The organism is Parapedobacter sp. GCM10030251 (assembly GCF_042666505.1).
Lineage (GTDB): Bacteria > Bacteroidota > Bacteroidia > Sphingobacteriales > Sphingobacteriaceae > Parapedobacter.
In genome coordinates, this window is sequence record NZ_JBHTDN010000003.1 from 392,084 (window position 1) to 414,802 (window position 22,719).

Annotated in this window: 11 protein-coding genes; 5 read left to right on the forward strand and 6 right to left on the reverse strand. The window is 50.5% G+C overall.

Annotation, left to right across the window (positions count from 1 at the left end; translation table 11 throughout):
* Positions 1 to 139: 139 nt before the first annotated feature.
* The 6 genes from ACFQRK_RS10885 to ACFQRK_RS10910 form a co-directional block, all read right to left on the reverse strand.
* Positions 140 to 1,153: a DUF5627 domain-containing protein gene (locus tag ACFQRK_RS10885; protein ID WP_379006479.1), complete on the reverse strand. Its 1,014-nt coding sequence runs from the start codon at positions 1,151 to 1,153 to the stop codon at positions 140 to 142.
* Positions 1,153 to 2,904 (reverse strand): RagB/SusD family nutrient uptake outer membrane protein, encoded by a 1,752-nt coding sequence (locus tag ACFQRK_RS10890; protein WP_379006481.1) that lies wholly within the window; start codon positions 2,902 to 2,904, stop codon positions 1,153 to 1,155. Before ACFQRK_RS10890 ends, ACFQRK_RS10885 begins: the two co-directional genes overlap by 1 nt.
* Positions 2,905 to 2,915: 11 nt before the next feature.
* Positions 2,916 to 5,759 carry a SusC/RagA family TonB-linked outer membrane protein gene (locus ACFQRK_RS10895; protein WP_379006483.1) on the reverse strand — a complete coding sequence of 948 codons (2,844 nt, stop codon included), beginning with the start codon at positions 5,757 to 5,759 and terminating at the stop codon, positions 2,916 to 2,918.
* Between the two features lie 23 nt (positions 5,760 to 5,782).
* Complete coding sequence (locus tag ACFQRK_RS10900; RefSeq protein ID WP_379006485.1) at positions 5,783 to 7,591, reverse strand: RagB/SusD family nutrient uptake outer membrane protein; 1,809 nt, start codon at positions 7,589 to 7,591, stop codon at positions 5,783 to 5,785.
* An 11-nt stretch (positions 7,592 to 7,602) separates the two neighbouring features.
* The gene (locus ACFQRK_RS10905) at positions 7,603 to 10,821 is read right to left on the reverse strand and encodes a SusC/RagA family TonB-linked outer membrane protein (RefSeq protein WP_379006487.1); all 3,219 of its coding nucleotides are present in this window, start codon (positions 10,819 to 10,821) and stop codon (positions 7,603 to 7,605) included.
* A gap of 379 nt (positions 10,822 to 11,200) precedes the next feature.
* Entirely contained in the window at positions 11,201 to 11,557 is a 357-nt protein-coding gene (locus tag ACFQRK_RS10910) for a hypothetical protein (protein ID WP_379006488.1), read from the reverse strand.
* Positions 11,558 to 11,686: 129 nt separating this feature from the next.
* Between ACFQRK_RS10910 and ACFQRK_RS10915 the strand changes: the two genes are divergently transcribed.
* The 5 genes from ACFQRK_RS10915 to ACFQRK_RS10935 are packed head-to-tail and all read left to right on the forward strand — an operon-like array spanning position 11,687 to position 22,698.
* A complete protein-coding gene (locus ACFQRK_RS10915) occupies positions 11,687 to 12,940 on the forward strand; it encodes an exo-beta-N-acetylmuramidase NamZ domain-containing protein (RefSeq protein WP_379006489.1) in 1,254 nt (417 codons plus the stop codon).
* A 44-nt stretch (positions 12,941 to 12,984) separates the two neighbouring features.
* Positions 12,985 to 16,494 carry a SusC/RagA family TonB-linked outer membrane protein gene (locus tag ACFQRK_RS10920; RefSeq protein WP_379006490.1) on the forward strand — a complete coding sequence of 1,170 codons (3,510 nt, stop codon included), beginning with the start codon at positions 12,985 to 12,987 and terminating at the stop codon, positions 16,492 to 16,494.
* Between the two features lie 10 nt (positions 16,495 to 16,504).
* Positions 16,505 to 18,352 (forward strand): RagB/SusD family nutrient uptake outer membrane protein, encoded by a 1,848-nt coding sequence (locus ACFQRK_RS10925; protein ID WP_379006492.1) that lies wholly within the window; start codon positions 16,505 to 16,507, stop codon positions 18,350 to 18,352.
* Between the two features lie 24 nt (positions 18,353 to 18,376).
* On the forward strand, positions 18,377 to 21,997 hold the full coding sequence (locus tag ACFQRK_RS10930) for a glycoside hydrolase family 9 protein (protein WP_379006494.1): 3,621 nt from the start codon (positions 18,377 to 18,379) through the stop codon (positions 21,995 to 21,997).
* Positions 21,997 to 22,698, forward strand: coding sequence for a polysaccharide deacetylase family protein (locus ACFQRK_RS10935; RefSeq protein WP_379006497.1), 702 nt, complete (start codon positions 21,997 to 21,999; stop codon positions 22,696 to 22,698). Before ACFQRK_RS10930 ends, ACFQRK_RS10935 begins: the two co-directional genes overlap by 1 nt.
* The last annotated feature ends 21 nt before the right edge of the window (positions 22,699 to 22,719 follow it).

The following is a 22,719-nucleotide window of genomic DNA, read 5'->3' on the forward strand; positions in this document are numbered from 1 at the left end:
TATTAACGATTTAAGAACAAATGCGCAAACGTTTACATATTCTCGAAGTGAAACAAGTGAAACACATCCTGCGATGTCATAAGTTGGGCTTTCGATGGCATGCCTCATCAAAAGCCCAACAAGGTAACGAAATACGCTGCTACAGCGATTGCGGTGTGAAAACCTCCATCACCACTCCGCGGTCACGCACCACGAACGTATCCTTGGCCTCGTACGTATGCGTGCCATCCGATACCGTATACGTTAATTCCAGACCATTACGGGATTTATTCCCCCAGGAATACGCATCTTTTTTAAATTCCCCTGTCCCATTGACCGTCAGAGGCGAACCTTCCGGAGCGGACACCGTACACGAATTGCCGTCGAAGTCGAGGAGCAGATTTAATGAACCCTCCATCAATTCCGACTGGGAAGGTACGCTTAAGGATACCTGATGTCGCTTGGTAGTTACCAACTTTGCGGTGGAGTTTTGCTCCACATAGTCAGCGCTATAGCGCTTTTCATCAATCGTTGTGCCTGCCGCATCTTTTACCGTACATTCGCCATAATGGAAATAGGTTCCGTGGAATTCATTGATGTATTTGATGCCAAACATCGTGAAGTTCTTGGGCGCCTCGTCCCAGTCGCCCGCAAATCGGACATCCGCATCTGGGCGCGACGTGCGTCCATTGAGTATGGTATCCACATCGCTGGAGCCGGTCAATCGGATCGGTACGACGTAGTTGAGGCCTATTGCATCTGGATCTGCAAAGAAGGCATCGGTAAGCTGTACGGTGATGCCACCATTCATTTCACCTTTTGGAATCGTGATCTGGTTGTCCGAACTCAATGTGTAGTAAGCCCTTGGTAAGGGACGTATGGGATTGTCACTTCCGCCAAAGCTCACTTGATCGCACAACGATTCGTCGACTTCAATACTGAACACGCGGTTTACGTTATTTTCATATACGCCGCCCATGGCCACCGAGATGACAAAACGATGGGCATTGTCATTCGTGTTGTCGTAGATATCGTCGCCCAGCACGAGCGTCCGTACCGGAAACTGATAAGGGAAGTATCCTGAGGTGTACTCAAAGTCCGGGAATGTTGCATCGCCATTTTTACAACCCGCGATACTCGCTATGATGCAAATAAATAAAAGAAACCGTTTCATTACCAACCGTTGTTTTGTTCAAGTCCAAATTTAACCACTTCCGTTTGCGGGATGGGGCCGTAGTGCATGTAATCGTTGTCATAGCTCCGCGCTTCGACGGTGAAATAATTGTAGTTGCCGTCTTCGATACGCACGCCCTTTGCAGGCTCCGTTAGATCGGCCTTCCAGCGCCGAAGATCCCAGAAGCGGAACCCCTCAAAGCACAATTCCAGCCGCCGCTCATTACGGATTAAGTTGCGCATCCCGTCTTTATCGGCAATGGAGGCCAGGTACGCATCTGGCTGTTGAATGCCTGCACGTTTTCGGATAGCAGCGATCACGTCCCGGGCACTGAATCCCGCGGCATTTCCATCGGGTCCCCACGCTTCATTGGCTGCCTCCGCAAAAGAAAGAAATAATTCCGTATACCGGACGTGCGTATTGAAATGCTTTTGGTTGGAGGGGGAAGCTGGATCCATATTCACATCCTCACGCAACAATTTTTTCAAATAATAGCCGGTACGTGTGGAAGTCTGTTGCCGGTCCAGCCCATCTTCCCCGCCGGAAATGCTCGTGTTGATGGTCTTCCCTTTAAATTGGCTGCCGTTATAAACGATATACAACGACAGGCGTGGATCCCGGTTTTCATAGGGGTGTTCTTCATCATAAGCCCCGTTAGGATCGTCAATGGGAAATCCGTTGGCCATCGGAAACGCATCCACGAGGTTCTGCGTTGGGTTGATCCGGCCACGTCCATAAAGCGACGGAGGAAAGTGATCTGCTTCCCTTGCGTTGTTGTTGTAGATCGGTCGCCGCCAAAGGATCTCCTGAAGATCCAGCCGGTTGCCGGTAGTAATATCGGCCTCGTCCACCTGCGCCTTCAGGTAAAAGTGATGCCCGTTGGGGTCGATGCCCTCTATCCCGCCAATGTCGGTAAGCAGGCCTGCGAATTCGTTGGCTGCATTTTCCCAGGCCGCAATATCGTTATTGGGGTTGAATGCCGGGCTGGCGGCCAGTAAGGCTAAGCGAGCTTGCATGGCCAATACATGTCGACCGCTCATCCGCTGTAAAGCGAAGTCGCCAAAAACCTCGTTATAGTTATCGACGTTTACGTTCTCAAAGCCCGTGGGCGGAGTTCCCACATTCCCGTAATCCATGGGCAGATAGCTCAACGCCGTCTCAAAATCTGCCGTAGCACTGTTTACAAATGTTTGAAAGTCTGCGCGCGGCATTGCAAATTGCTCTTCCGACGTGAGGAACTCATTATAAACGGGGGTACCAAGCAGCTGACCTCCACCCGCCGGACCTCCATGGTTCCGTAATAGGAAATACTTAAATAAGCCCCGCAAGGCGTATGATTCACCTTTGAATTTGCGGATATACAGCGCGGCAATATCGGGGTTTGTCCATTTCCAGGGCACACTGTCTACAACGCCCAGAAACTGGTTGATATACAAAATCGCCCGGTTGCAGTTGTCCCAAAGGTTCTGCGGGTTGTAACTCGCCGACCATTCGCCGGTAGCTATGCGGAGGTAATCATTGAACCGGTCGTTAGTAACCGCATCGTCCGTAGCCACGTCGTCAAATCGATAATCATTGGTAGGAATCAAGGTGTATGCCGTCAGCAAAAGTCCTTCAGCGAACGCCGGATCATCATACACCCGTTTCAAGGTGTTATGGTTATCGTTCTCGGGTTCCAGGAGGCTACACGATTGCAGGCATAAGACTGCCACCATTAGTTGGGATAAAAAGATATAGATTTTACGTTCCATTTTGCTCTCTTTTAAAATTGCGCCTTCACACCTACGGAGAAAGTCCGATAATACGGTTCATTGTCAATCCGGGTTTCCCGGATTTTGCGGTTTTTCGCAAATTGATAGACGTCGTTCGCATCTACAAACAAGTTAAGACCTTCCATCAGCAGCTTTCTGGAAAACACATCCGGGAAGCGGTAGGTTAACTGGATTTTCCGGATCTGGAAAAAGTCGTTACTGTAGAGCCAGAAGCTTGATCGACGGAAATTATTATTATTGGTTTGTGTGCTTAACCGCGGGTAAGTTGCCGTCGTTGCCGTTTCAGGTGTCCAGCTATCCCGTACCACCTCTGAATACTTCTTGTTGCCGTCTATCCAGAAGTAGTTTCCTTCGCGGAAGTTCTTTGCACCCCATTGGCCCGCACCTAAGACGTACAATCCTATGTTTTTGTAGCCTACCTGCAGTTGCAGTCCGCCGGAAAGCGGCGCCTGCCACCGTCGCAGGTAAACTTCATCGTTCACGTCCACAATGCCATCGTTGTTTTGATCTTTGTATTTGATATCACCGGGTTTAGGCGTACCAAAAGATTGCGCCGGACTATTATCGATGTCGGCCTGATCGCGGAAAAATCCCAGGGCTTCAAGGCCGAAGGTCGCGTCCACCGGATGTCCCGCGCGGTATTGATAAGCATCGTTATAGACTTCATCCACCGTTAAGCGCTCAGAGGTCACATAGAGCGCATTTACGCCTGCAAAGAGCCGCCAATTACCAAATGACCGCTGCACATCGATACCCAATTCAGCTCCTTTATACGCGTCTTCACCAAAGTTTTCGTAAGGAATGAAGTTCGCGTAGAAACTCGGGTACTGGGTAGCCGGCCTGACAATCAAGTCGGTATACCGATCGTAAAAGAGGTTGGCCTCGACCCCCAGCAGGTTGTTGAAGAACCGGCCTTCCAATCCAAGGTTAACTTCCTTGCGTTTAACGAATCCGAGGTTTGGATTGCTGGGCCAACTGGATATCACGCCGCTCCGGCTGCGCGTACCCTCATACCAGTTGTAACTTCCCGAAGTAGCATAACGGCTGTCGTAATAGTAAAAATCACCTATCGGAATGTCGGAGTTGATATATCCGGCAGTCAAGCGGAGTTTCAACCAGTCGACCCAGTTCACGGTCGACATGAAATCTTCCTTACTTAGGACCCATCCGAGGCCGAGGGTGGGTGACAATCCCAGCCGATTTCCCTCCGGTAACTTTACCGAATTGACATAGGCACCGCTGAAGTTTACCAAATACTTTTCTTTAAACCCATAGGTAACCTGCATACCCAAGTGAGCCTGTTTCACCCCTTGAAAGCTCGTTTGTAGGTTGCCCGGCTCTTTGAAAAGGCTCCCGAAGCCGATTAAGTTTGCCGACACGTGATGGTCTTGTTGAAACACCCGATCGTATGCCAGCATGCCGTAAAAGCCGAAGCGACGCCTGAATGAACGTGAACCGATATCCAAAGATCCCGGTCGTGCGTCTGTGCCATGTTGCCGTAATGACACAATCCGATCTTCGTCTTCTGCCCACACCGGTTCGTACACGGCAAACTGATTGTTGATGGCTTGATCATATCGGAGGAAGTAATCAAAACTGATGTTGGTGTGGAGGGAAAGTCCTTCCGTGATGCGTCTCAGGTCGAAATTGATCCGGTTGTTGAACAAATACTTCCGGTCTACCCGTTCGTTTCTGCCGCCTGAATAACCAAAACCAGCAGCGGTAGTCAAATAATTTGCCGTGCCGCCTAGCAGAAATTGATCGCCGATATCATTTTTCCGAGCTTGTAAGACAGGGTCCTCCGGATCGATCAGGTCAATGGGAAGCAAAGGTGCATATTCATATGGGCGCTCGTTTGCGGCACCGTTCCAGAATGTGCCGCGTTGCCCGCGGTCCACGGCAAAATAACCAGCTACATCCACTTGTGTGGTAATCCATTCGGCCACTTTAAGATCCACATTTCCCCGCACATTAAACGTGTTGTAGCGAGCTTTGCTCCAATCGCCGAAATCAATTAAACTACCCACGGAATTCCAGCCCATATTGGCATAATAACGGGCGTTTTCATTCCCTCCCGAAAATTCACTCAGAAAATCGAAATACGGCTTATGATTATTCAAATAGTCGTCTCCGTAATAATCATTGTCAGGATACCGATACCGGTTGCCACTACGAAAGTTTTCGATAGTTTGTGGCGAATACTGTTCGTCCAAACCATCGTTCAGTCGGGCTTGGTTATAGTAGCGCATGTAGTCGGCCGAATTCAGGAATTTAGGCAACTCCAAGGGGGTTGATACCCCATAGTTGAGTGCGAAATTCGCGTGTTGCCTGCCATCTGATTGTCCGCGTTTCGTGGTCATCAACACCACGCCGTTGATAGCGGCGCTACCATATAACACAGCGGCGTTGACATCTTTCAATACGGTTATGCTTTCGATCTCGGAAAGACGGATATTTTCCACATCGCGGGGCAAGCCATCGACGATGAAGAGCGCATTACCAGACTCCGTTCCGGTTCCGGTTACGTCGGATGTGTTAATATTGATGCCGAGCCCGCGGATATTGGTCGCGCCAAGCATTCCCAGCGCCCGTCCGTTGAGGACGTTATTGGTCCAGATCGTATTGTCTTTGTTGTTTACGTCTACCGCATCCACTTTCGTAACGGCGCCAACGATTCCGCCCGCCTTCACGCGTCGGAAAGCGACGTTCACTTCTTGTTCGGTTGCAGAAGTGTCGGCTTCCTGAGCGATAACCGGCTGTCCTAGAACTGCGGTCAGCGCCCACAACACCGTCTTCCTTCGAATGTTATATTTCCAGTTCATCAATTTTTCCATTTAGATTTACAACTTGAACTAACCTACCATCCCGGATTTTGTGGGAAACCTTCGTATTGCGTGGTGAACTGAATCTGGATCGGCAGCCAATTGTGCTTTTTTTCCGCTACCCGTCTAACGATCACGCGTTCGCGGAGGTTGATCGGTTTGCCGTCACTTCCACGATCGAAGTCGATAGCCGTCTTATTGAGGTACCTGGGATCGCCATTCCGGTTCCACCGACGGAGATCGCAAAAGCGGGCGCCTTCGAAATTCAATTCCACGGCCCGTTCGCGTACAATTTCCTCAAAAAACGCATCGTTTGTAGCGGTGTATTTATCGGCCATATTCGGTAGTTGGGCGCGATTCCGAACCACATTGATCGCTTGTTCGGCGGTCATGAAATAATTGCTTGCCGATGCCTTCGGTGTTCCACCTGGACTGAAAAGAACCGCTTCTGCGTACATGAGGTAAATATCGGCCAGCCTCAGGTACGGTATATACGCTTGAAGTGCGCCGGTGCGGGAGATGGTCAGTTCAGTGCCCATCGGTGAATAGCGCTTGGCGTAATATCCGGTAACACTTGGGGGATTGATCTGTGAGCGGTGCCGACCTCCGTTGTATAACTCTGCATACCGGTCAGGACCCGATTCATTGATAATCTGGTCGCCATCTTTCAAGATGTCCTTGTAAAACCGGGGTTCACGTCCGGTCCAGGGATCGTTGGGATCATAACCCGACTCGGGATCGTCGATGGGCAGACCGTTGGCCATGGCGTAGTTTTTGGTGTTGTTGTGGGTCGGTACATCCGCCGAGCTTCCACTGTTCAGGCCAAGTGAAGAGGGCACGGTGCCCCCCAGCGCGGACCACCGTACCCGGTCGCGTTGATAGATCGTAGGCATCATAATGCCTTCGGTGCCACCTGGTCGTTCCCAGTTCCAGCGCCAAAAGTTGTCGGTCCACGCGTCCCAGCTTTGCATCCGATACGTACCGGTTTCGTCCGCCAATTGGAGAAGTTCACCAAACGCTTCGGCAGCCTGTTTGGCTAATTCGGCGTTAAAGCTATTGTTTCCGGTTGCTTCTTCATTCATCATTGGACTGGCTGCATAGAGAAGCGCTTTACCCAGGTAGCCGAGTGCGTGGAATTTATTAATCCGGTCGCGATTATGTCCCAGTGTCCGCTGCCCCGGGCCGGATTGATCCCAATGGACAGGCAGTATAGCCGCCGCCGCCCGGAAGTCTTCCGCCATGCGGAGGGCACAGTCCTGAAAATTCAAGCGTTTGAACTCCTCCGAGGTGAGTTCGTCGGTCGCTTCCAGTGCGCGCGTAACATAAGGCATACCGCCCCAGTAGCGTGCTAGCTCAAAGTAAAACCAACCCCTGAAGAACAGGGCTTGTCCACGTAAGTGATCGCGTTCCTCCTGGGAGCCTTCGAACAGCCCTTCTTCTTCCAGTTTTGCCAGGGCTACGTTAGCTTTCCGGATACCATACCACGCATATTCCCAAACCCGTTTGGTGCGGGTATCCCGGTTCGTCATTTGTACAGACTGTCCATAAAAGTACGCGTGGTTACCCCAATAGTTGCCGTCGTCAAAGGCATACGGGCTGTTGTTAAGGGTTTCGTCGGCAAACAGGTATTGGTTCCACGCTCCGCCCTTATTGGGGTCCATGATGCAGTTGTACATCTCTTCCACGAATCCCTGGAAACTGATGAAATTCCCGAACACATCTTTCTCGGAGATATCGGCCTCAGGGGCCTTATCCAGGTACTTTTCGCAGGAAATAGTTCCGGCGAATGCCAGTACGCTTAGGGTTCTGAACAGTATTTGTTTGAATCGTATTTTAGTCTTCATGGTTTCAACAATTAAAAAGAAACATCGATCCCGAGATTAAACCGCCGCATATTGGGATAGGATCCTTCGGTGTCACTACCCCCACTGTATGAACCTTCGCGGTCATCGGGAAGATCCGACCAGAAAAATAAATTCGTTCCATTTACAAAGACCCGCATATTATCCAGTCCTATGCGTTTGATCCATGCGCTGTTGCTGAAAGAGTAGCCGATCTCAGCGTTCTGCAGGCGAAGGAACGACGCGTCGTACACGTAATAGTCGCCAATGTTTTCGGCCTGTGTTTTCCACCGGGGAAGGAACGAGGAAGCATTGGGATTATCCTTCGACCAATAATCGCTTACGTGCCCGAAGACGATATCCGTATCGTAGTTGAAGTTGTTGAAAGGAATGTATCGGGTGGCGTTACTGGCTCCGTAGAGTTGCGCCATTACATTGAATCCTTTATAATCGAATCCAAGTGTAAAGGCGGCGGTATTCTGTGGGACACTGGAGTAGCCAATCGGTGCGGAATCTTCATTTGCCTTGATGATGCCATCTGCATTGAAATCGAGCAGATTGTAATAGCCCGGCAATTTTTGCAGGTCGTTCGTTTCGGTGGGTACGCTAGCGTACACCTCATCCCAATTGTTGTAGAATCCCGTATTTATCAGGCTTTTTCGCTGATCAATGGGATATCCTGCCGCTTTGACGTGGTCGTATTGCAGGGGCGGATCGTCACGGAATATCACGGTATTCTCGTTGTGGGTGATGGCAATTTTTGCCCAAAGGGAAGTCGATGGACTAAAGTTTTTATTGAAGCCGACTTCAAGTTCGTAACCTTTGGATTTCACGTGCCCAAGGTTTGCGGCCGGAGGTGTCATGCCAAAGAACGGGGGAACATTCCGGCTACCGCCGGCAATCAAAATATTGGTGCGATCTTCGTTGAATATATCCGCGGTTACGGTCACAAGGTTCTTGAACAGGGCGAGGTCCAAGCCCAGGTTCTGTTTGGTAGCGGTTTCCCAATGGACATTCGGATTGCCGATCGTTGCTTCCCGGTAGAAGGTGTACGGACTCTGCCCGTCGGTGGCATTGTTGAGCCGGGCAGCCGTCCCGAAGGCGTATTGCGAAGCATACAGCCATCTCCCTCCTCCGCTGTCATCGCCCACTACGCCAATGCTATACCGGAATTTGAGTGCATTGACCCAATTAACCTTAAAAAACGGCTCATTTGACAGGTACCAACCCACGCCCAATGAGGGGAAGAAATCGAATCGATAACCCGGTCCAAATTTCTCCGAACCGTTGTACGCACCATTGGCTTCAAAGAGGTAGCGGGTCTTGTAGTCATACGTTGCGCGAAAAACCCAATCTTCCCGATAGGTTTTAAAAGCGCTGCCCCTGGCCGATTCTTCCCGCTGGAACAAGCCCATGGCGGTTACGTTGTGATCGTTGAATTGGCGGGCATATTTCAATTGCGCCCGGTACATCATCCGGCGGGTAATGGGAATATAGCCGATCCAGTTGGAGTTGGCAATTTCTTCCTGGCGGATGGTCCACGGGCGGATAGTCCAATCGTATTCTTCGTCGCTGACGGGCAGGTATACGGTATATTCATTCGGATCCTGATCGGGGCCTTTATATAGTAGCGGATAAATCTGCTTAAATGCTACGTTGGTTACGGCTTCCCCGGGGCGGGTATGATTGGTAATATCGTAAATGCCGCCTTCTGACCGGACGTTGTTATCATAAAAAAAAGATCCCACCGCGCTTAGGCCTTCAGTGATAAAGCCGAGGTCTTGTTCTAAATGGAAATCCGAATTTAGTTCGGTATAACGGGCTTGCCGTATTCCCAGGTTATAGGCGACAGCCAATGGATTTGCGGTATTGTTTCCTCCTTCCTGATAAGCCCCCCATCGGCCATCGGAATACCGCGGCAGATACAGATTGGGTGCAAGTCCATATACCGAACGCCACATCCATGCGTCGGCCCGGCTTGTACTGCCTTCGTTGTTGAAGTTTGTGTTTTTCTGGCCATAGAAGCCAGCGAGATTGATTTTCATTTTGGTCCGTTCGGTGAACGCGACGTCGATGTTACTTCGGAAGTTAAAGCGGTCAAAGTTGTAATTGGGCTCGTATCCTTTGCCGTTGTCCATGTCCTGAAACATATCGCCTTCATGCAGATAGGCAAGCGATCCGAAATACTGCACCATCTTACTGCCGCCGCGGGCGTTCAACGTCGCCTTGTGTGAAAATCCGACATCCTTAAACATGGCCTTTTGCCAATCCACGTTGGGATAAATCTCTGCGTATTCGGGTATTTGCGGTAACCGGTAGCGTTGTACGATATCATAAGGGACGTAGTTGTTCCAGGAAGGCTCATTCAACACACCCTCTCGCTCGATGATCTCATTTCTGGCCATCATGGCCGCGTACGAATCCAGTTTCTCGGGAAGTTTGGATACCGACATTCCCATAGCGGTATAATTGAAGTTGAGTTGGGTTTTGCCTTCCATCCCCCGTTTTGTCGTAATGAGGATAACGCCATTGGCCCCCTTTACCCCGAATACGGCGGTAGCCGATGCATCTTTCAGTACGGATACACTGGCTACTTCGTTGACATCGATGTTATTCATCGCCCGCTCAACACCGTCGACTAGAATCAGCGGCTGTCCGCCGTTCCAGGTATTTTTACCTCGGATGAAGATGTTGGTCGCGCTTTCACCGGTGGTGACGCCCCCAGGCTCACCCGAAGAAGTCAGCGTAACGATGCCGGGTAATTGCCCGGTAAGCGCTTGTGCCAGGTCCGGCTGGTTTCCCTGCCGTTTCAATTCTTTGTCGGTGGTCTGTACGATTGAACCGATGACACTTTCCTTTTTTTGCTGGCCATAACCCACTACGACGACTTCACCCAACATTTCCTGGTCTTCTTCCATGGTCACGTTGATGAAATCGCTACTGCCTACAGTTATCTGCGTTCGTTGATAACCGATGGAAGTCAAGGTTAATACATCGCCTACGCGGACACCGTCCAACATAAAGCCACCATTTTCATCCGTGGTAGTGTGGTTGTTGCTGGTTCCGACAGAGATCGTAACCCCCGGTATAGGCGCACCGTTGGGGTCTTTGACGATACCTTTGATAACTTTTTGGATTTCGTCGGCCATTGCTGCATTTAGCGCTGCCGTAGAAATGGAGAGCAGCAACAGGAAGAATGGCCCTAACGTTTTTTTTAAGTAGGTTTTTCTCATAATTTGGTTATTCTTAAACATAAGATGTGAATCAAGCATCCCTGAATGTCCATAGGCGCTAAGGAGGAAAGAAGACAATCGTTTTCACGGCATACTGTTTGGGTATACAAAATGAGTACAAGAAATCGAAGAAATTATGCTGCTGACCGGATCGATCAACTAATTAAACTCTCTGATAGTTGTTTTTATGTTCATAATTGTGCGTTTTGTAATTAGTTACGGCAATTGTAAAAAAAATATTGAAATAGCGCAATCGTTTACGCAATTAATTTTACGAAAACGTTGTAGTTGCACCGAAGCGTCTTGAAATGCTCTTGGTAAGGTATGACGTAAATCTCGATCGTTCGGAAAATCGGGTGGAGTTGCGCTTACCTTCGTTTTATCCCAAGCAGGCCGTCGTTTTCCCAAAGGAGGCAACCCATTTCCAACTGGTCGCGGCGACGGCAGCGATCGATTTTAGCCATGCGCCCTCCATACCGCAGCGTCCCCCATTGGCTATGGAAAAAACTGAGCTGTTATCGGTCGTGGGGCAAGTGCCGGCCCTGTCATTTTCCTTGCCCATCGACGAAGCCCTGGGCGCAGGGCCGGTATTGTACTGGTCGGGATCTCGTACTTTGAATCGCTGCAGGGAGAAATTTATCCGATCAAAGACAAGGAATCCGCGCCTTTGGGGGTGTGGAAGTATATTGACAAAATCACCGGTTTGCGTTTTTGTGCGTTTTATTGTTACATTCAATAACTATCAATCAGCCTTTTTTGACAAAAAATGTGTGTTTATGCATTTTTATATTTTTTTATTGCAAAAAAACGAAACAATAAATGTATACTTGTATGGCCGATTCGTGCTACTAAAGAGAGCAACCCAATGATGAAAAGTAAAACACCTGCTGTATTTCTTTACGCTGTTTTTGTCGTATTTCTTGCTGTTGCCGTTATGTTCCCCAGCGACGCCGGGAGCCAGCAGCCCCTTCCGCGCACGCAAAATTCAATGGAAACCTTAACCGGAACCGTCGTACTTCCCGGAGCCGACCAGCTGAACCGCTACTTACCGTTGCTTCGTGGAAAAAAAGTTGGGCTGATGGGGAATCAAACCTCCATTGTTGGGCCGACCAAGAAACATCTCGTTGATGTGTTGCTTGAGAATGGTGTCAACCTCCAATTCGCGTTCGCGCCGGAACATGGTTTCCGGGGCAATATCGAGCGTGGTGAAAAGGTAGCCAACGAGGTGGATGAACAAACCCGCTTGCCGCTGTATTCGCTATACGGAAAAAACGAAAAGGCAGATTCCATTGTGGCCTCCGTGGACGTGATGATCTTTGACTTACAGGATGTAGGTGCGCGGTTCTATACGTACATCACGTCTATGCATCGTGTGATGCAGTTGTGTGCAAACCACGGCAAGAAATTGATCGTCCTGGATCGACCCAATCCGAATGGCGACCAAGTAGACGGTCCGGTGCGGAAAGATGACCGATTCAAGTCTAACGTGAGTTTTCATAAGATTGCCATGATTCATGGACTCACCGTCGGCGAACTCGCTAAAATGATCAACGGTGAGGGTTGGTTGGATAACGGTTCGCAGTGCGACCTGGAAATCGTCACCGTTCAAAATTACGACCATCGTACGCCTTATGAGTTGCCCGTCATTCCGTCGCCTAGTTTACCTAATTACTTGTCGGTACGGCTCTATATGTCACTCTGCCTGTTTGAGGGCACGGATATTAGTGTAGGCCGGGGAACCGACTGGCCGTTCCAGGTGCTGGGCTATCCCGATCCGGTGTTTGGCGGGTTCACATTTACGCCGGGGGTACGACCCGGTATGGCCGCTCACGTGGAGCAACAAGGAGAACTGTGTTATGGGCTCGATCTCCGAGGGCTGGATCCGCTGCAGCACACGTTCACCTTAAAATACTTGATCGATTTTTATAAGAAGGCGCCGTTCAAAAGTACTTTTTTTTCGCGCCCTGAATTTTTTGATAAGCTGGCCGGTACCGATGAATTGCGGAAACAAATTGTCGCCGGGCAAACCGAAGAGCAGATTAGGGATTCATGGGCCGAAGACCTTCGGGCATATAAGATAATGCGCCGAAAATACTTGTTGTACCCGGACTTTGAATAGCTTTTAAACACACATTATACTAACATTAACTAACGTTTTAAACCATGAGAAAACTATTACGATTCTCAATGATGGTTGCACTGAGTTTTCCGCTCTGGGCTTTCGGTTATTACGAAGGGAAAGGGGGGCTCGACCGTTCTGGAGCAACGGGCGCCATCGCCAAAATCCCGCTACATTTAGCAATACAACAAAGGGTTAGTGGGAAAGTTACGGATGTAGACGGCGCGCCACTTCAAGGGGTCAGTGTATCCGTGGTGGGCAAACAAATTGCCACGAGTACCAACGAAGAGGGCAATTACAGCATTACAGCGCAAACGGGGGCGATTCTACGCTTTACGATGATTGGTTATCAATCAAAAGATGTAGAGGTTGCGTCGATCAACGTAGATGTTGTTCTACAGGCTGCCGACCAGAGCCTTGAAGAAGTGGTCGTCGTTGGTTACGGTACGCAACGTCGGGGCAATTTAACCGGAGCGGTGTCGACCATCAATGTGAAAGAAAATCTTGAGGCCCGGCCCATTGCGGATGTGGGACGCGCAATTCAGGGTACCACACCGGGACTTAGCGTGACGCTTCCCAGCGGTGAAATTGGATCCGATCCGGTGATCCGGATACGGGGTCAGATCGCGTCCATACAAGGTTTGGCAAATGGCGGTACGCAGACACAACCGTTGATCCTGTTGGACAACGTGGAAATTCCGAGTATTACGCTGATTAATCCCCAGGATGTCGAATCGATAACGGTATTAAAAGATGCCGCGGCTGCCTCAATATATGGAGCGAAAGCCGCTTTTGGCGTTGTCCTGATCACTACCAAGCAAGGAACTGGCGTAGAAAAGCCGCAAATCACCTATTCAAATAACTTTTCATTCCAGAATCCTTGGAAAGACTTACGCATGTCGGGCCTTAATGGAATGAAGTATTCACTGGATGCTGTGCAACGGGTAAATGGAACGGTTACTGGCGCCTTTTACAAAATCAATCAAGAGAGTTATGATCGGGCAGTCGATTGGCATAACACCTATGGGAATAGCATCGGATCAAACGATCCGACGGTATATGGCCGGGATTGGTATTTTGATCCGGCAGGTCCGTATAAGTACGGTTTGCGGACTTACGACCCTTACGAGGCGATGGTGCGCGAGTGGGCGCCCACGCAGCAACATAACCTGAGCATCGCTGGTACTTCCGGAAAAACTTCTTACAATCTTGGCTTGGGTCTGCTGGATCAAAGCGGGATGATGAAGCCAGCGAAGAAAGATCAGTTTACTCGATACAATGCATCATTGCGTGTAACCAGCGAAATCAACAAGTATTTTACAGCCCGGGCCGGCGTATTGTATTCTCAACGGAACAAAGAATATCCGTACGTTACCAGCTCGACCACGGCTGACCCCTGGCTTTATCTATTTAGGTGGAGTCCGATTTATCCGCTTGGCAATGACGAGAATGGCGACCCTATCCGCAGTCCGGCAAGTGAAGCAGCGGCGGCAAATACCGCGAGCTTGCTGTATAACTACTTGAACCTCAATCTTGGCGGCACCGTGACGCTTACGGACAATTGGACAATCGACTTCGATTATACATATGCCAACCAGGGGCACGTTTGGGACCGGCCGGGGACAAAATACACCGCCCGAAACTCATGGGTGGCGCCCCAAGCACGGGTTGATGCAAGTGGTAACCCCGTTTATGTGAATTCCGCAGGAGAGGTGGTATCAAGTACAGCGGAGGGAGCGATGCCCGCCTATGATCTGGGATTGGAAACCTATACCGCACCCGGATCCAGCCCGGACCATATCTACAAACTTTCTGAAAACCTGAATAAACATACCATTAATGCCTTCACGACCTATAACCTGGGGCTGGAAGGTGGGCATGACTTCAAATTCATGTTGGGGATGAACCGGGTGACCGACGACTGGGCGAACCATTTCACCCAAGTGACCAACCTCATCGATATCGTAAATCCGCAGTTCCCCTACGGCATCGGCACTTGGACGGGCGACGGTGGTGAATTCTGGGAGGCACAACTGGGTTATTTCGGTCGGGTCAACTACGCCTATCAAAACAAATACCTCGTTGAGGCCAATCTGCGGTACGACGGTACCTCGAAATTTCCAACAGACTTGAAATGGCGCTGGTTCCCCTCGTTCTCGGCTGGATGGGTACTGAGTGAAGAAGGTTTTATGGAAGGTACCAGAGATTGGCTGACTCTGTTTAAATTCAGGGGTTCCTGGGGTACCATCGGCGATCAGACCGTGCCAAGCGATTTGTACGTTCCCACCATGGACATCGGACAATCCACTTGGATCGGCGGGGACGGTTCTCGTTCGTATTTTGTGGGCACGCCAAATGCGGTTGCGGCTGCCATCACCTGGCAGGATATCACCACCCTGGATTTCGGGGTGGACGCTCGATTCTTCAACAACAAATTCGGATTTTCATTCGATTGGTACCAACGCAACACCGAAAACATGATTGTTCCTGCAGAAGGTGTGCCGCCAACATTCGGTTCGGATGCGCCTGAAAGCAATTACGGCTCATTGCGCACAAGGGGATGGGAGGTCGCGGTCGATTTCAATCACCGGTTTGACAACGGTTTGGGTATCAACGTACGGGGAAATATCTCCGATGCGAAGTCGGTCATCATGGAATACGGGACAACGCAAGGCGTGAACAGTTATTATGTAGGGAAGACGTATGGTGAAATCTGGGGATACCGTACAGATCGGCTATATCAAGAGAATGACTTCGAATTAGGCCCCGATGGAAAGCCGCAATTAATCACGCTAACCGAAGCTGAAAGTGCAAAGTACGCTGGACGGAAAGCCTATAAGCTTAAACCGGGGCCTAACGGTGAAAAGCCCGTTTACCAAGCTTTTCTGCAAAACAGTGCGGATTTTTATTTCGGTCCCGGCGATGTGAAGTTCGTGGATTTGAACGGAGATGGTGAACTGAACAATGGAAGCCAGCTTGTGGGCGATCATGGCGACTGGGAGATCATCGGTAACTTCACGCCGCGATATGAATATGGCTTCCGCTTTGGCGCTGATTACCGAGGCGTTGACTTCGCCGTTTTCTTCCAAGGTGTGGGTAGCCGCGAATTGTGGGGTGGCGGCAATTTGGCAATCCCCGGATTTCATGCTTCAGATGGTGCAATGCCGGCGGCTATTGCAGATGATTATTGGACGCCCGAAAATACCGATGCGTTCTATCCTGCGGCTTACAATAACGCGGGAAATAATACGAATAACAATATGCAGCAGCAATCAAGATATTTGCTTGACATGTCTTATTTGCGTATTAAAAATATTTCGCTGGGTTATTCCCTACCGGCATCGCTGCTGAACCGGGTAGGTGTCAATTCCCTGAGGGTCTATACGTCGCTGGAAAATTTCGTCACGTGGGATAACCTGAACGGCTTGCCCATCGACCCCGAGGCTGTCAATGGTTTTTCCATGTGGAACAATACCAACTACAACTCGAGCCGTACGGGTATCGGTACTCCAGCATTTAAGAGCGTATCCTTTGGTGTGCAGTTGAACTTTTAAATCTAAGACGATGAAATTTCAAAATAAATTAGTATATAGTATTTGCATCGCTGGCTTATTGCTGGCTGGATGCAACAAAGAGGTGTTGGACCGCCCGCCATTGACCGAACCGGTCGACGATAATTTCTGGCGGAATGAAACCGATGTCCGCCTGTTTGCCAATGGCTTCTATTCGCAGTATTTTGTGGGCTATAACAGTGCATGGGGTGTCGATTATACACCGGTGCGGGGTTATACCTTTTCGGATGATGTAACGAGCCGCAACGTGCAAACGCATTTTGAAAACAGTGTGCCAGCAAGCCGAGCGCAAACCGCCGAAACCGGAGCGAACGCGTTGTGGCTAACCCAATATGCTGGTCCGTCGTGGAATTTTTCATGGGTGCGCAAAGCGAATATTTTTATTGACCGGCTGGAGAATATTGCACAAGCCAATTTAGAGGCCGATACCTATAACCACTGGATGGCGGTGGCTCGTTTCTTCCGGGGGTTCGAATACAGTCGTTTGGTGAGTGTGTTTGGCGATGTGCCCTATTACGATCATGTGGTAGCTGATGATGCGTGGGATGAACTATATAAAGACCGTGACGATCGTGGCGTGGTGATGGACGGGGTGTACGACGATTTCAGGTTCGTGATGGACAACATGCGAACCAATGACGGCAAACAAATGTTAAACAAGTATATCGCCGCCGCGTTTATCTCCCGTCTTATGCTGTTTGAGGGTACGTTCCAGCATTATCATGGGCTGGATGCCGAACGGGCGAAGAAATACCTTGAATTTGCCGTTGAGGCTGCAGCGTTTGCAATGAGCGGTCCCTATTCGTTTGAAAGCGATTTCAAGCGCCTTTTCGCTTCGGAGAGCTTAGATGGCAACCCGGAAGTGTTGATGTGGCGGACGTATGATGCCGCATTGGGAGTTACCCATCACATCGGATCGTACAACAACGGAACGGAAGGACAACCGGCAGGCGCGAACCTCGAGTTTGTGAAGTCATTTATCTGTAACGACGGCCAGGTATGGCAGCACTCAACAGTAGCTGATGCATCTAGCTTTTCGATAACTGACCTAGCGGTAACACGTGATCCCCGTTTTGAAGCGACCATATATGAAGATCCCCGCCCTGCGTCGGCTTCGTTATTCTACACCTATAAATTTGCCTCGCGTGAGGCCATGACCTATATTGGGCGAAGTTATCCGCCTGCTTGGGGAAGCAACACCAACACCAACGATGCGCCGGTGATGCGACTGGCTGAACCTGTACTGAACTGGATTGAGGCCAAGGCGGTATTGGCCGAGTTCTTCGGCGGCCCTGCAGTAACGCAAGCCGACCTTGACGCGTCCATCAATGCGATTCGTGATCGGCCGTTGGATGAAGCGGCTATTGCAAAAGGTGTACAAAAAACGGCTCCTTTGATGCTTGCCGCCCTACCGGATGATCCCGATCGTGATGCCGACGTGTCGGCACTGATATGGGAAATCCGCCGCGAACGACGCATGGAGTTTTTCTATGAGCATACGCGGTTGCTGGATATCAAACGGTGGAAGAAAATTGAGTATATGGATTTTGATACCGATCCCGATTATTTCCTTGGCCCGTGGATTAATGTGCAAGAGGACGTGCCGGTTTTTCTGGCGGAAAGCTATGAGGGGGTTTTAAAGGTCAAAAAGCAGGATGGTACGGTTGTGACTTATGACGGCTCCAATGCGGCTGATATGGTTGGATTCTACATGATTGAAAATGCGGCTAATCGCAATGAGTTCGGAGATGAGGTATATATGGCTCCGGTGGGCCAGTCCCAGATCATCGATTACCAAGAACGGGGTTATACCTTATCGCAAACACCGGGATGGCAGTAAATTTTTGAATGACTGCACGGCATAATGGATAACATTCAGTTTCATTACCTATTAAAACAGATCGGGCTATTGAAGGGATTGGTGCTGCTGACAATGCTTACGGCCACAGCCCAACCCTTCCAATTCGCCCACGTGACAGACACCCATATCGGAGGCGCCACAGGTGCGGAAGACCTGAGGCGTACGGTAGCCGACATCAATGCGAATCCGAACCTGGATTTCGTGATTTTATCGGGCGATGTGACCGAGTTTGGTTCCGATGATGAGCTGCGGCTCGCCAAGCAAATTTTAGACAGCTTGCGCATCCCGTGGTATGTCATCCCTGGCAACCACGATACCAATTGGTCGGAAAGTGGGGGGAATAGCTTCCGTAAAGTATTTGGCGGAGAAACGTTTGCGTTTATGCACAAGGGTTACTTTTTCGTGGGTACCAATTCAGGCCCGAATATGCGGATGAGCCCCGGGCAGGTGCCCCGCGAAAACCTGGTGTGGATGGATTCCCTGTTCGCGGCGCATCGGGATAAGGACATACCCCTCATCTATGTCAACCATTATCCGCAGGATTCCTCGTTAAATAATTGGTTCGAGGCGATCGACCGCGTGAAACAGCGCAACGTGCAGCTCTTTTTCTGTGGTCACGGCCACCAAAATAAGCAATATGACTTCGAGGGTATCCCCAGCATCATGGGGCGCTCCAACCTACGGGCAAAAGATAGCGTTGGGGGCTATAACATTGTATCCATCGCCGATAGCCAGGCCGTGTATCAAGAGCGTAATCCAACAGTAGGCACCAAGGAGCCGTGGGCTATCATCCCGCTGCGCAATCACAACTTTGCGAATGAACATAAGCTGTACAACCGGCCGGATTATTCGACGAATACCCGGCACGCTGCGGTGCGCGAAATATGGTCCTTTCAGGATGAGAGCGATATCGGGGCGGCGTTGGCGACCTACAAGCAGCTAATCGTCACGGCCAATACAGCCGGGCAGGTTTATGCATTAGATGCACAGACAGGCCGGAAGGTGTGGACTTTCCAAACAGGTGGGAAAGTGTATTCCACGCCGGCGGTCTGGAAACGTTATGTCGTGGTTGGCTCTGCCGATGGCCATATTTACTGCCTAAGCGCCAAAACGGGTGAGCTGCTGTGGAAGCATGCCACTGAAAAGGCCGTGTTGGGCTCACCGTTGGCATACAAAGGAGTGGCCTACATCGGGGCATCCGATGGCAAGTTCCGGGCGCTCGATATCGAGTCGGGTCGCCTACGCTGGTCGTTCGATGACGTGAAGGGTTATGTTTCCGGCAAACCGCTGTTATATGAGCAAACGTTATATTTCGGCTCCTGGGGCAACGGCTTCTATGCGCTCGATCCGACCGACGGCCGGTTGAAATGGGAATGGTCCAACGGTGCGTCCAACCGGATGCTATCGCCCGCGGCCTGTTATCCCGTTGGCGCAAATGGCAGGGTGTTCATCGTGGCTCCCGACCGATATATGACGGCATTGGATGCCCGAAGTGGTGCCGAAATCTGGCGCAAGAAGGTTGACAGCATACGTGTACGGGAGTCGATGGGACTAGCCGAGGACGGTAGGCTTGTGTATGTCAAAACAATGGATGGTCAGGTGCTGGGCGTATCGACGACAGCAGATAGTATGCGGATCGATTGGACAGCGAAGTTGCAGTTGCCCTATGAATTAGCGCCTTCGGCGATCTCAGCGGCAGAAGGCTCGGTGTTCGTGCCCAGCCATTCGGGGCTGGTGACCGGTCTTGATGCCGCCAGTGGCGACGTCGCTTGGCAGTATAAACTAGCTAATGCGATGGTGAACCCGATGCTGCCATTAAACGGACAGCGACTGGTGGCCAGCACAATGGATGGAAAGGTGGTTTGCCTGGCATACGGCGATGCGGAAAAGCGTTCCTGGATTCGCATTAATCAACTCGGCTATACGCCGGAAGGGATCAAAGTGGCCGTTTTAGGCAGCAAAGGTGTCAAGCGGGTGAATAGGTTTGCATTGGTGAAGAGCGAAACCGGCGAATCGGTGTTTAGGGGAAAAGCGGGTAAGAATTTCGGTGCCTATGGCCCGTTTCAATCGTCCTACCGATTGGATTTCTCTGCTTTTGTGGATACCGGAACCTATTACCTGGAAGTCGATGGTACCCGTTCTCCGCAATTCCGGATTGCCGGTGACGTCTACGAGGGTACAGCAGATTTTGCGTTGCGCTACATGCGCCAACAGCGTACCTTATTCAATCCGTTTTTGAAAGACAGCTGTCATACCCACGACGGGTTTACGTTGTATGGGGCCGCAGCGGGTTTACCGGATAGCACCCGGATCGATGTGGGCGGTGGTTGGCACGACGCGTCCGATTACCTGCAGTATTCAACGACTTCGGCCAACGCGACATACCATTTGTTGGCTGCATACCGCGATTTCCCGGCAATTTTCGGCGATGACAAGCAAGCCAACGGCCTGGCAGGGAGCAACGGTGTAGCCGATGTGCTCGACGAGGCCAGATGGGGACTGGACTGGCTGCTGAAAATGCATCCCGAGCCGCACCTGCTTTTCAATCAGATCGCAGATGATCGTGATCATGCTGGAATGCGGATGCCGGGGGAAGATGATTTTTACGGCAGGGGTTTCGAGCGGCCGGTTTATTTTGTCAGCGGTGAACCGCAGCAACGGGGAAAGTTCATGAATAACACCACGGGAACGAGCTCGACGGCGGCCAAGTTCACCAGCGCTTTCAACTTGGGGAGTACGCTCTTCAAAAACCTGGATGCGGGTTATGCACAGCGGTTGCGGGAGAAAGCGATCACGGCATACGATTTTGCCAAACGGAAGCCCGGTGTTGTGCAGACGGCTTCGGTGAAATCGCCCTACATCTATGCGGAAGACAATTGGGTGGACGATATGGAATTGGCCGCTGCGACCTTGGGATACGTGACCGGTGACGGTGCATTTTTGCGTGAAGCGTTGGATTATGCCAGGCGGGAAACCGTGACACCCTGGATGCAGAATGATACCGCCGCTCATTACCAGTGGTATCCCTTTATCAATCTCGGTCACCGGGAATTGGCCCGACAGCTGACGGGCGAAAGGCGCGATGAAATCATCGCCTATTATAAAAAAGGAATTGAACAGGTATGGGCACGAGCCGGAGAGAATGCATTTTACCGTGGGGTGCCTTTCATTTGGTGCAGCAATAACCTCACGGTGTCGTTTGCCATCCAATGCCTGTGGTATTACGAATTGACCGGCGACAACACGTACGGCCAATTGGCGCAAGCCAATTTCGACTGGCTGTTTGGCTGCAATCCATGGGGTACAAGCATGGTGTATGGCTTGCCGACAGGGGGCGATACGCCTACCGATCCGCATTCGGCATTTACCCACTTGGCAGGTTTTCCGATTGACGGCGGCTTGGTGGATGGCCCCGTGTACGGTAGCATTTTCAACAACCTGATTGGCATCCGGTTGACTAAGCCCGATGCGCATGCACCCTTCCAATCGGATTTGGCGGTATACCATGACGATTACGGAGACTACAGCACAAACGAACCGACGATGGATGGTACCGCCTCATTGATTTATTTGTTGGCGGCAAAAACGCAGGAGTCACGGGAGGTGACTCGACCAAAAAAGTAGTGTACGATACGTATGGGGGTATCATCCGGGGTGATACCACGCAGCGTAATATGGCACTGGTGTTTACAGCGGATGAATATGGGGAGGGAGCCTCATTTATTTTGGATGCATTGCATGACCGCGGGATCAGGGGGTCTTTTTTCCTGACGGGAAATTTCCTTCGCGGGCCAGGTAATGCGGAGACCGTTAAACGGTTGGTGGCCGATGGTCATTATATCGGGCCGCATTCCGACCAACACTTGCTTTATTGCGATTGGGGAAAGCGGGACAGCTTGCTGATAAGCAAGGCGGTCTTTGACCAGGATTTGAGCGCAAATTACGCCGCGATGGCAGAGAGGGGAATTGATACATCGGAAGCGTCGTTTTTCATACCTCCCTATGAATGGTACAATCGCCGAATCGTGGAATGGGCGGCCGAACGGGGTGTGCAATTGGTTAATTTTACGCCAGGTTTGGGTACGGCGGCAGATTATACTTATCCCGAGATGGGCGCTAGATATGTTGATTCGCAGCAGCTCTATGACCAGGTGCTGGCTTACGAAGCACAGTCGCCAAACGGACTAAATGGCGTTGTATTATTGATCCATTTAGGAACAGATCCAAAAAGGATCGATAAATTTTACCATCGGTTGCCCGAATTAATTGAGGCATTGATCATAAAAGGGTATAAGTTTGAACGGATAGATAAATTATTTCGGTAATTTCTAATCGTTTTTCCGTTA

Excerpts from the sequence above, each read along its gene's own strand:
- ACFQRK_RS10890 (WP_379006481.1), bottom strand. The coding sequence starts at position 2,904 with ATGGAACGTAAAATCTATATCTTTTTATCCCAACTAATGGTGGCAGTC.
- ACFQRK_RS10885 (WP_379006479.1), bottom strand. The coding sequence starts at position 1,153 with ATGAAACGGTTTCTTTTATTTATTTGCATCATAGCGAGTATCGCGGGT.
- ACFQRK_RS10895 (WP_379006483.1), bottom strand. The coding sequence starts at position 5,759 with ATGGAAAAATTGATGAACTGGAAATATAACATTCGAAGGAAGACGGTG.
- ACFQRK_RS10930 (WP_379006494.1), top strand. The coding sequence starts at position 18,377 with ATGGATAACATTCAGTTTCATTACCTATTAAAACAGATCGGGCTATTG.
- ACFQRK_RS10925 (WP_379006492.1), top strand. The coding sequence starts at position 16,505 with ATGAAATTTCAAAATAAATTAGTATATAGTATTTGCATCGCTGGCTTA.
- ACFQRK_RS10920 (WP_379006490.1), top strand. The coding sequence starts at position 12,985 with ATGAGAAAACTATTACGATTCTCAATGATGGTTGCACTGAGTTTTCCG.
- ACFQRK_RS10915 (WP_379006489.1), top strand. The coding sequence starts at position 11,687 with ATGATGAAAAGTAAAACACCTGCTGTATTTCTTTACGCTGTTTTTGTC.
- ACFQRK_RS10900 (WP_379006485.1), bottom strand. The coding sequence starts at position 7,591 with ATGAAGACTAAAATACGATTCAAACAAATACTGTTCAGAACCCTAAGC.
- ACFQRK_RS10905 (WP_379006487.1), bottom strand. The coding sequence starts at position 10,821 with ATGAGAAAAACCTACTTAAAAAAAACGTTAGGGCCATTCTTCCTGTTG.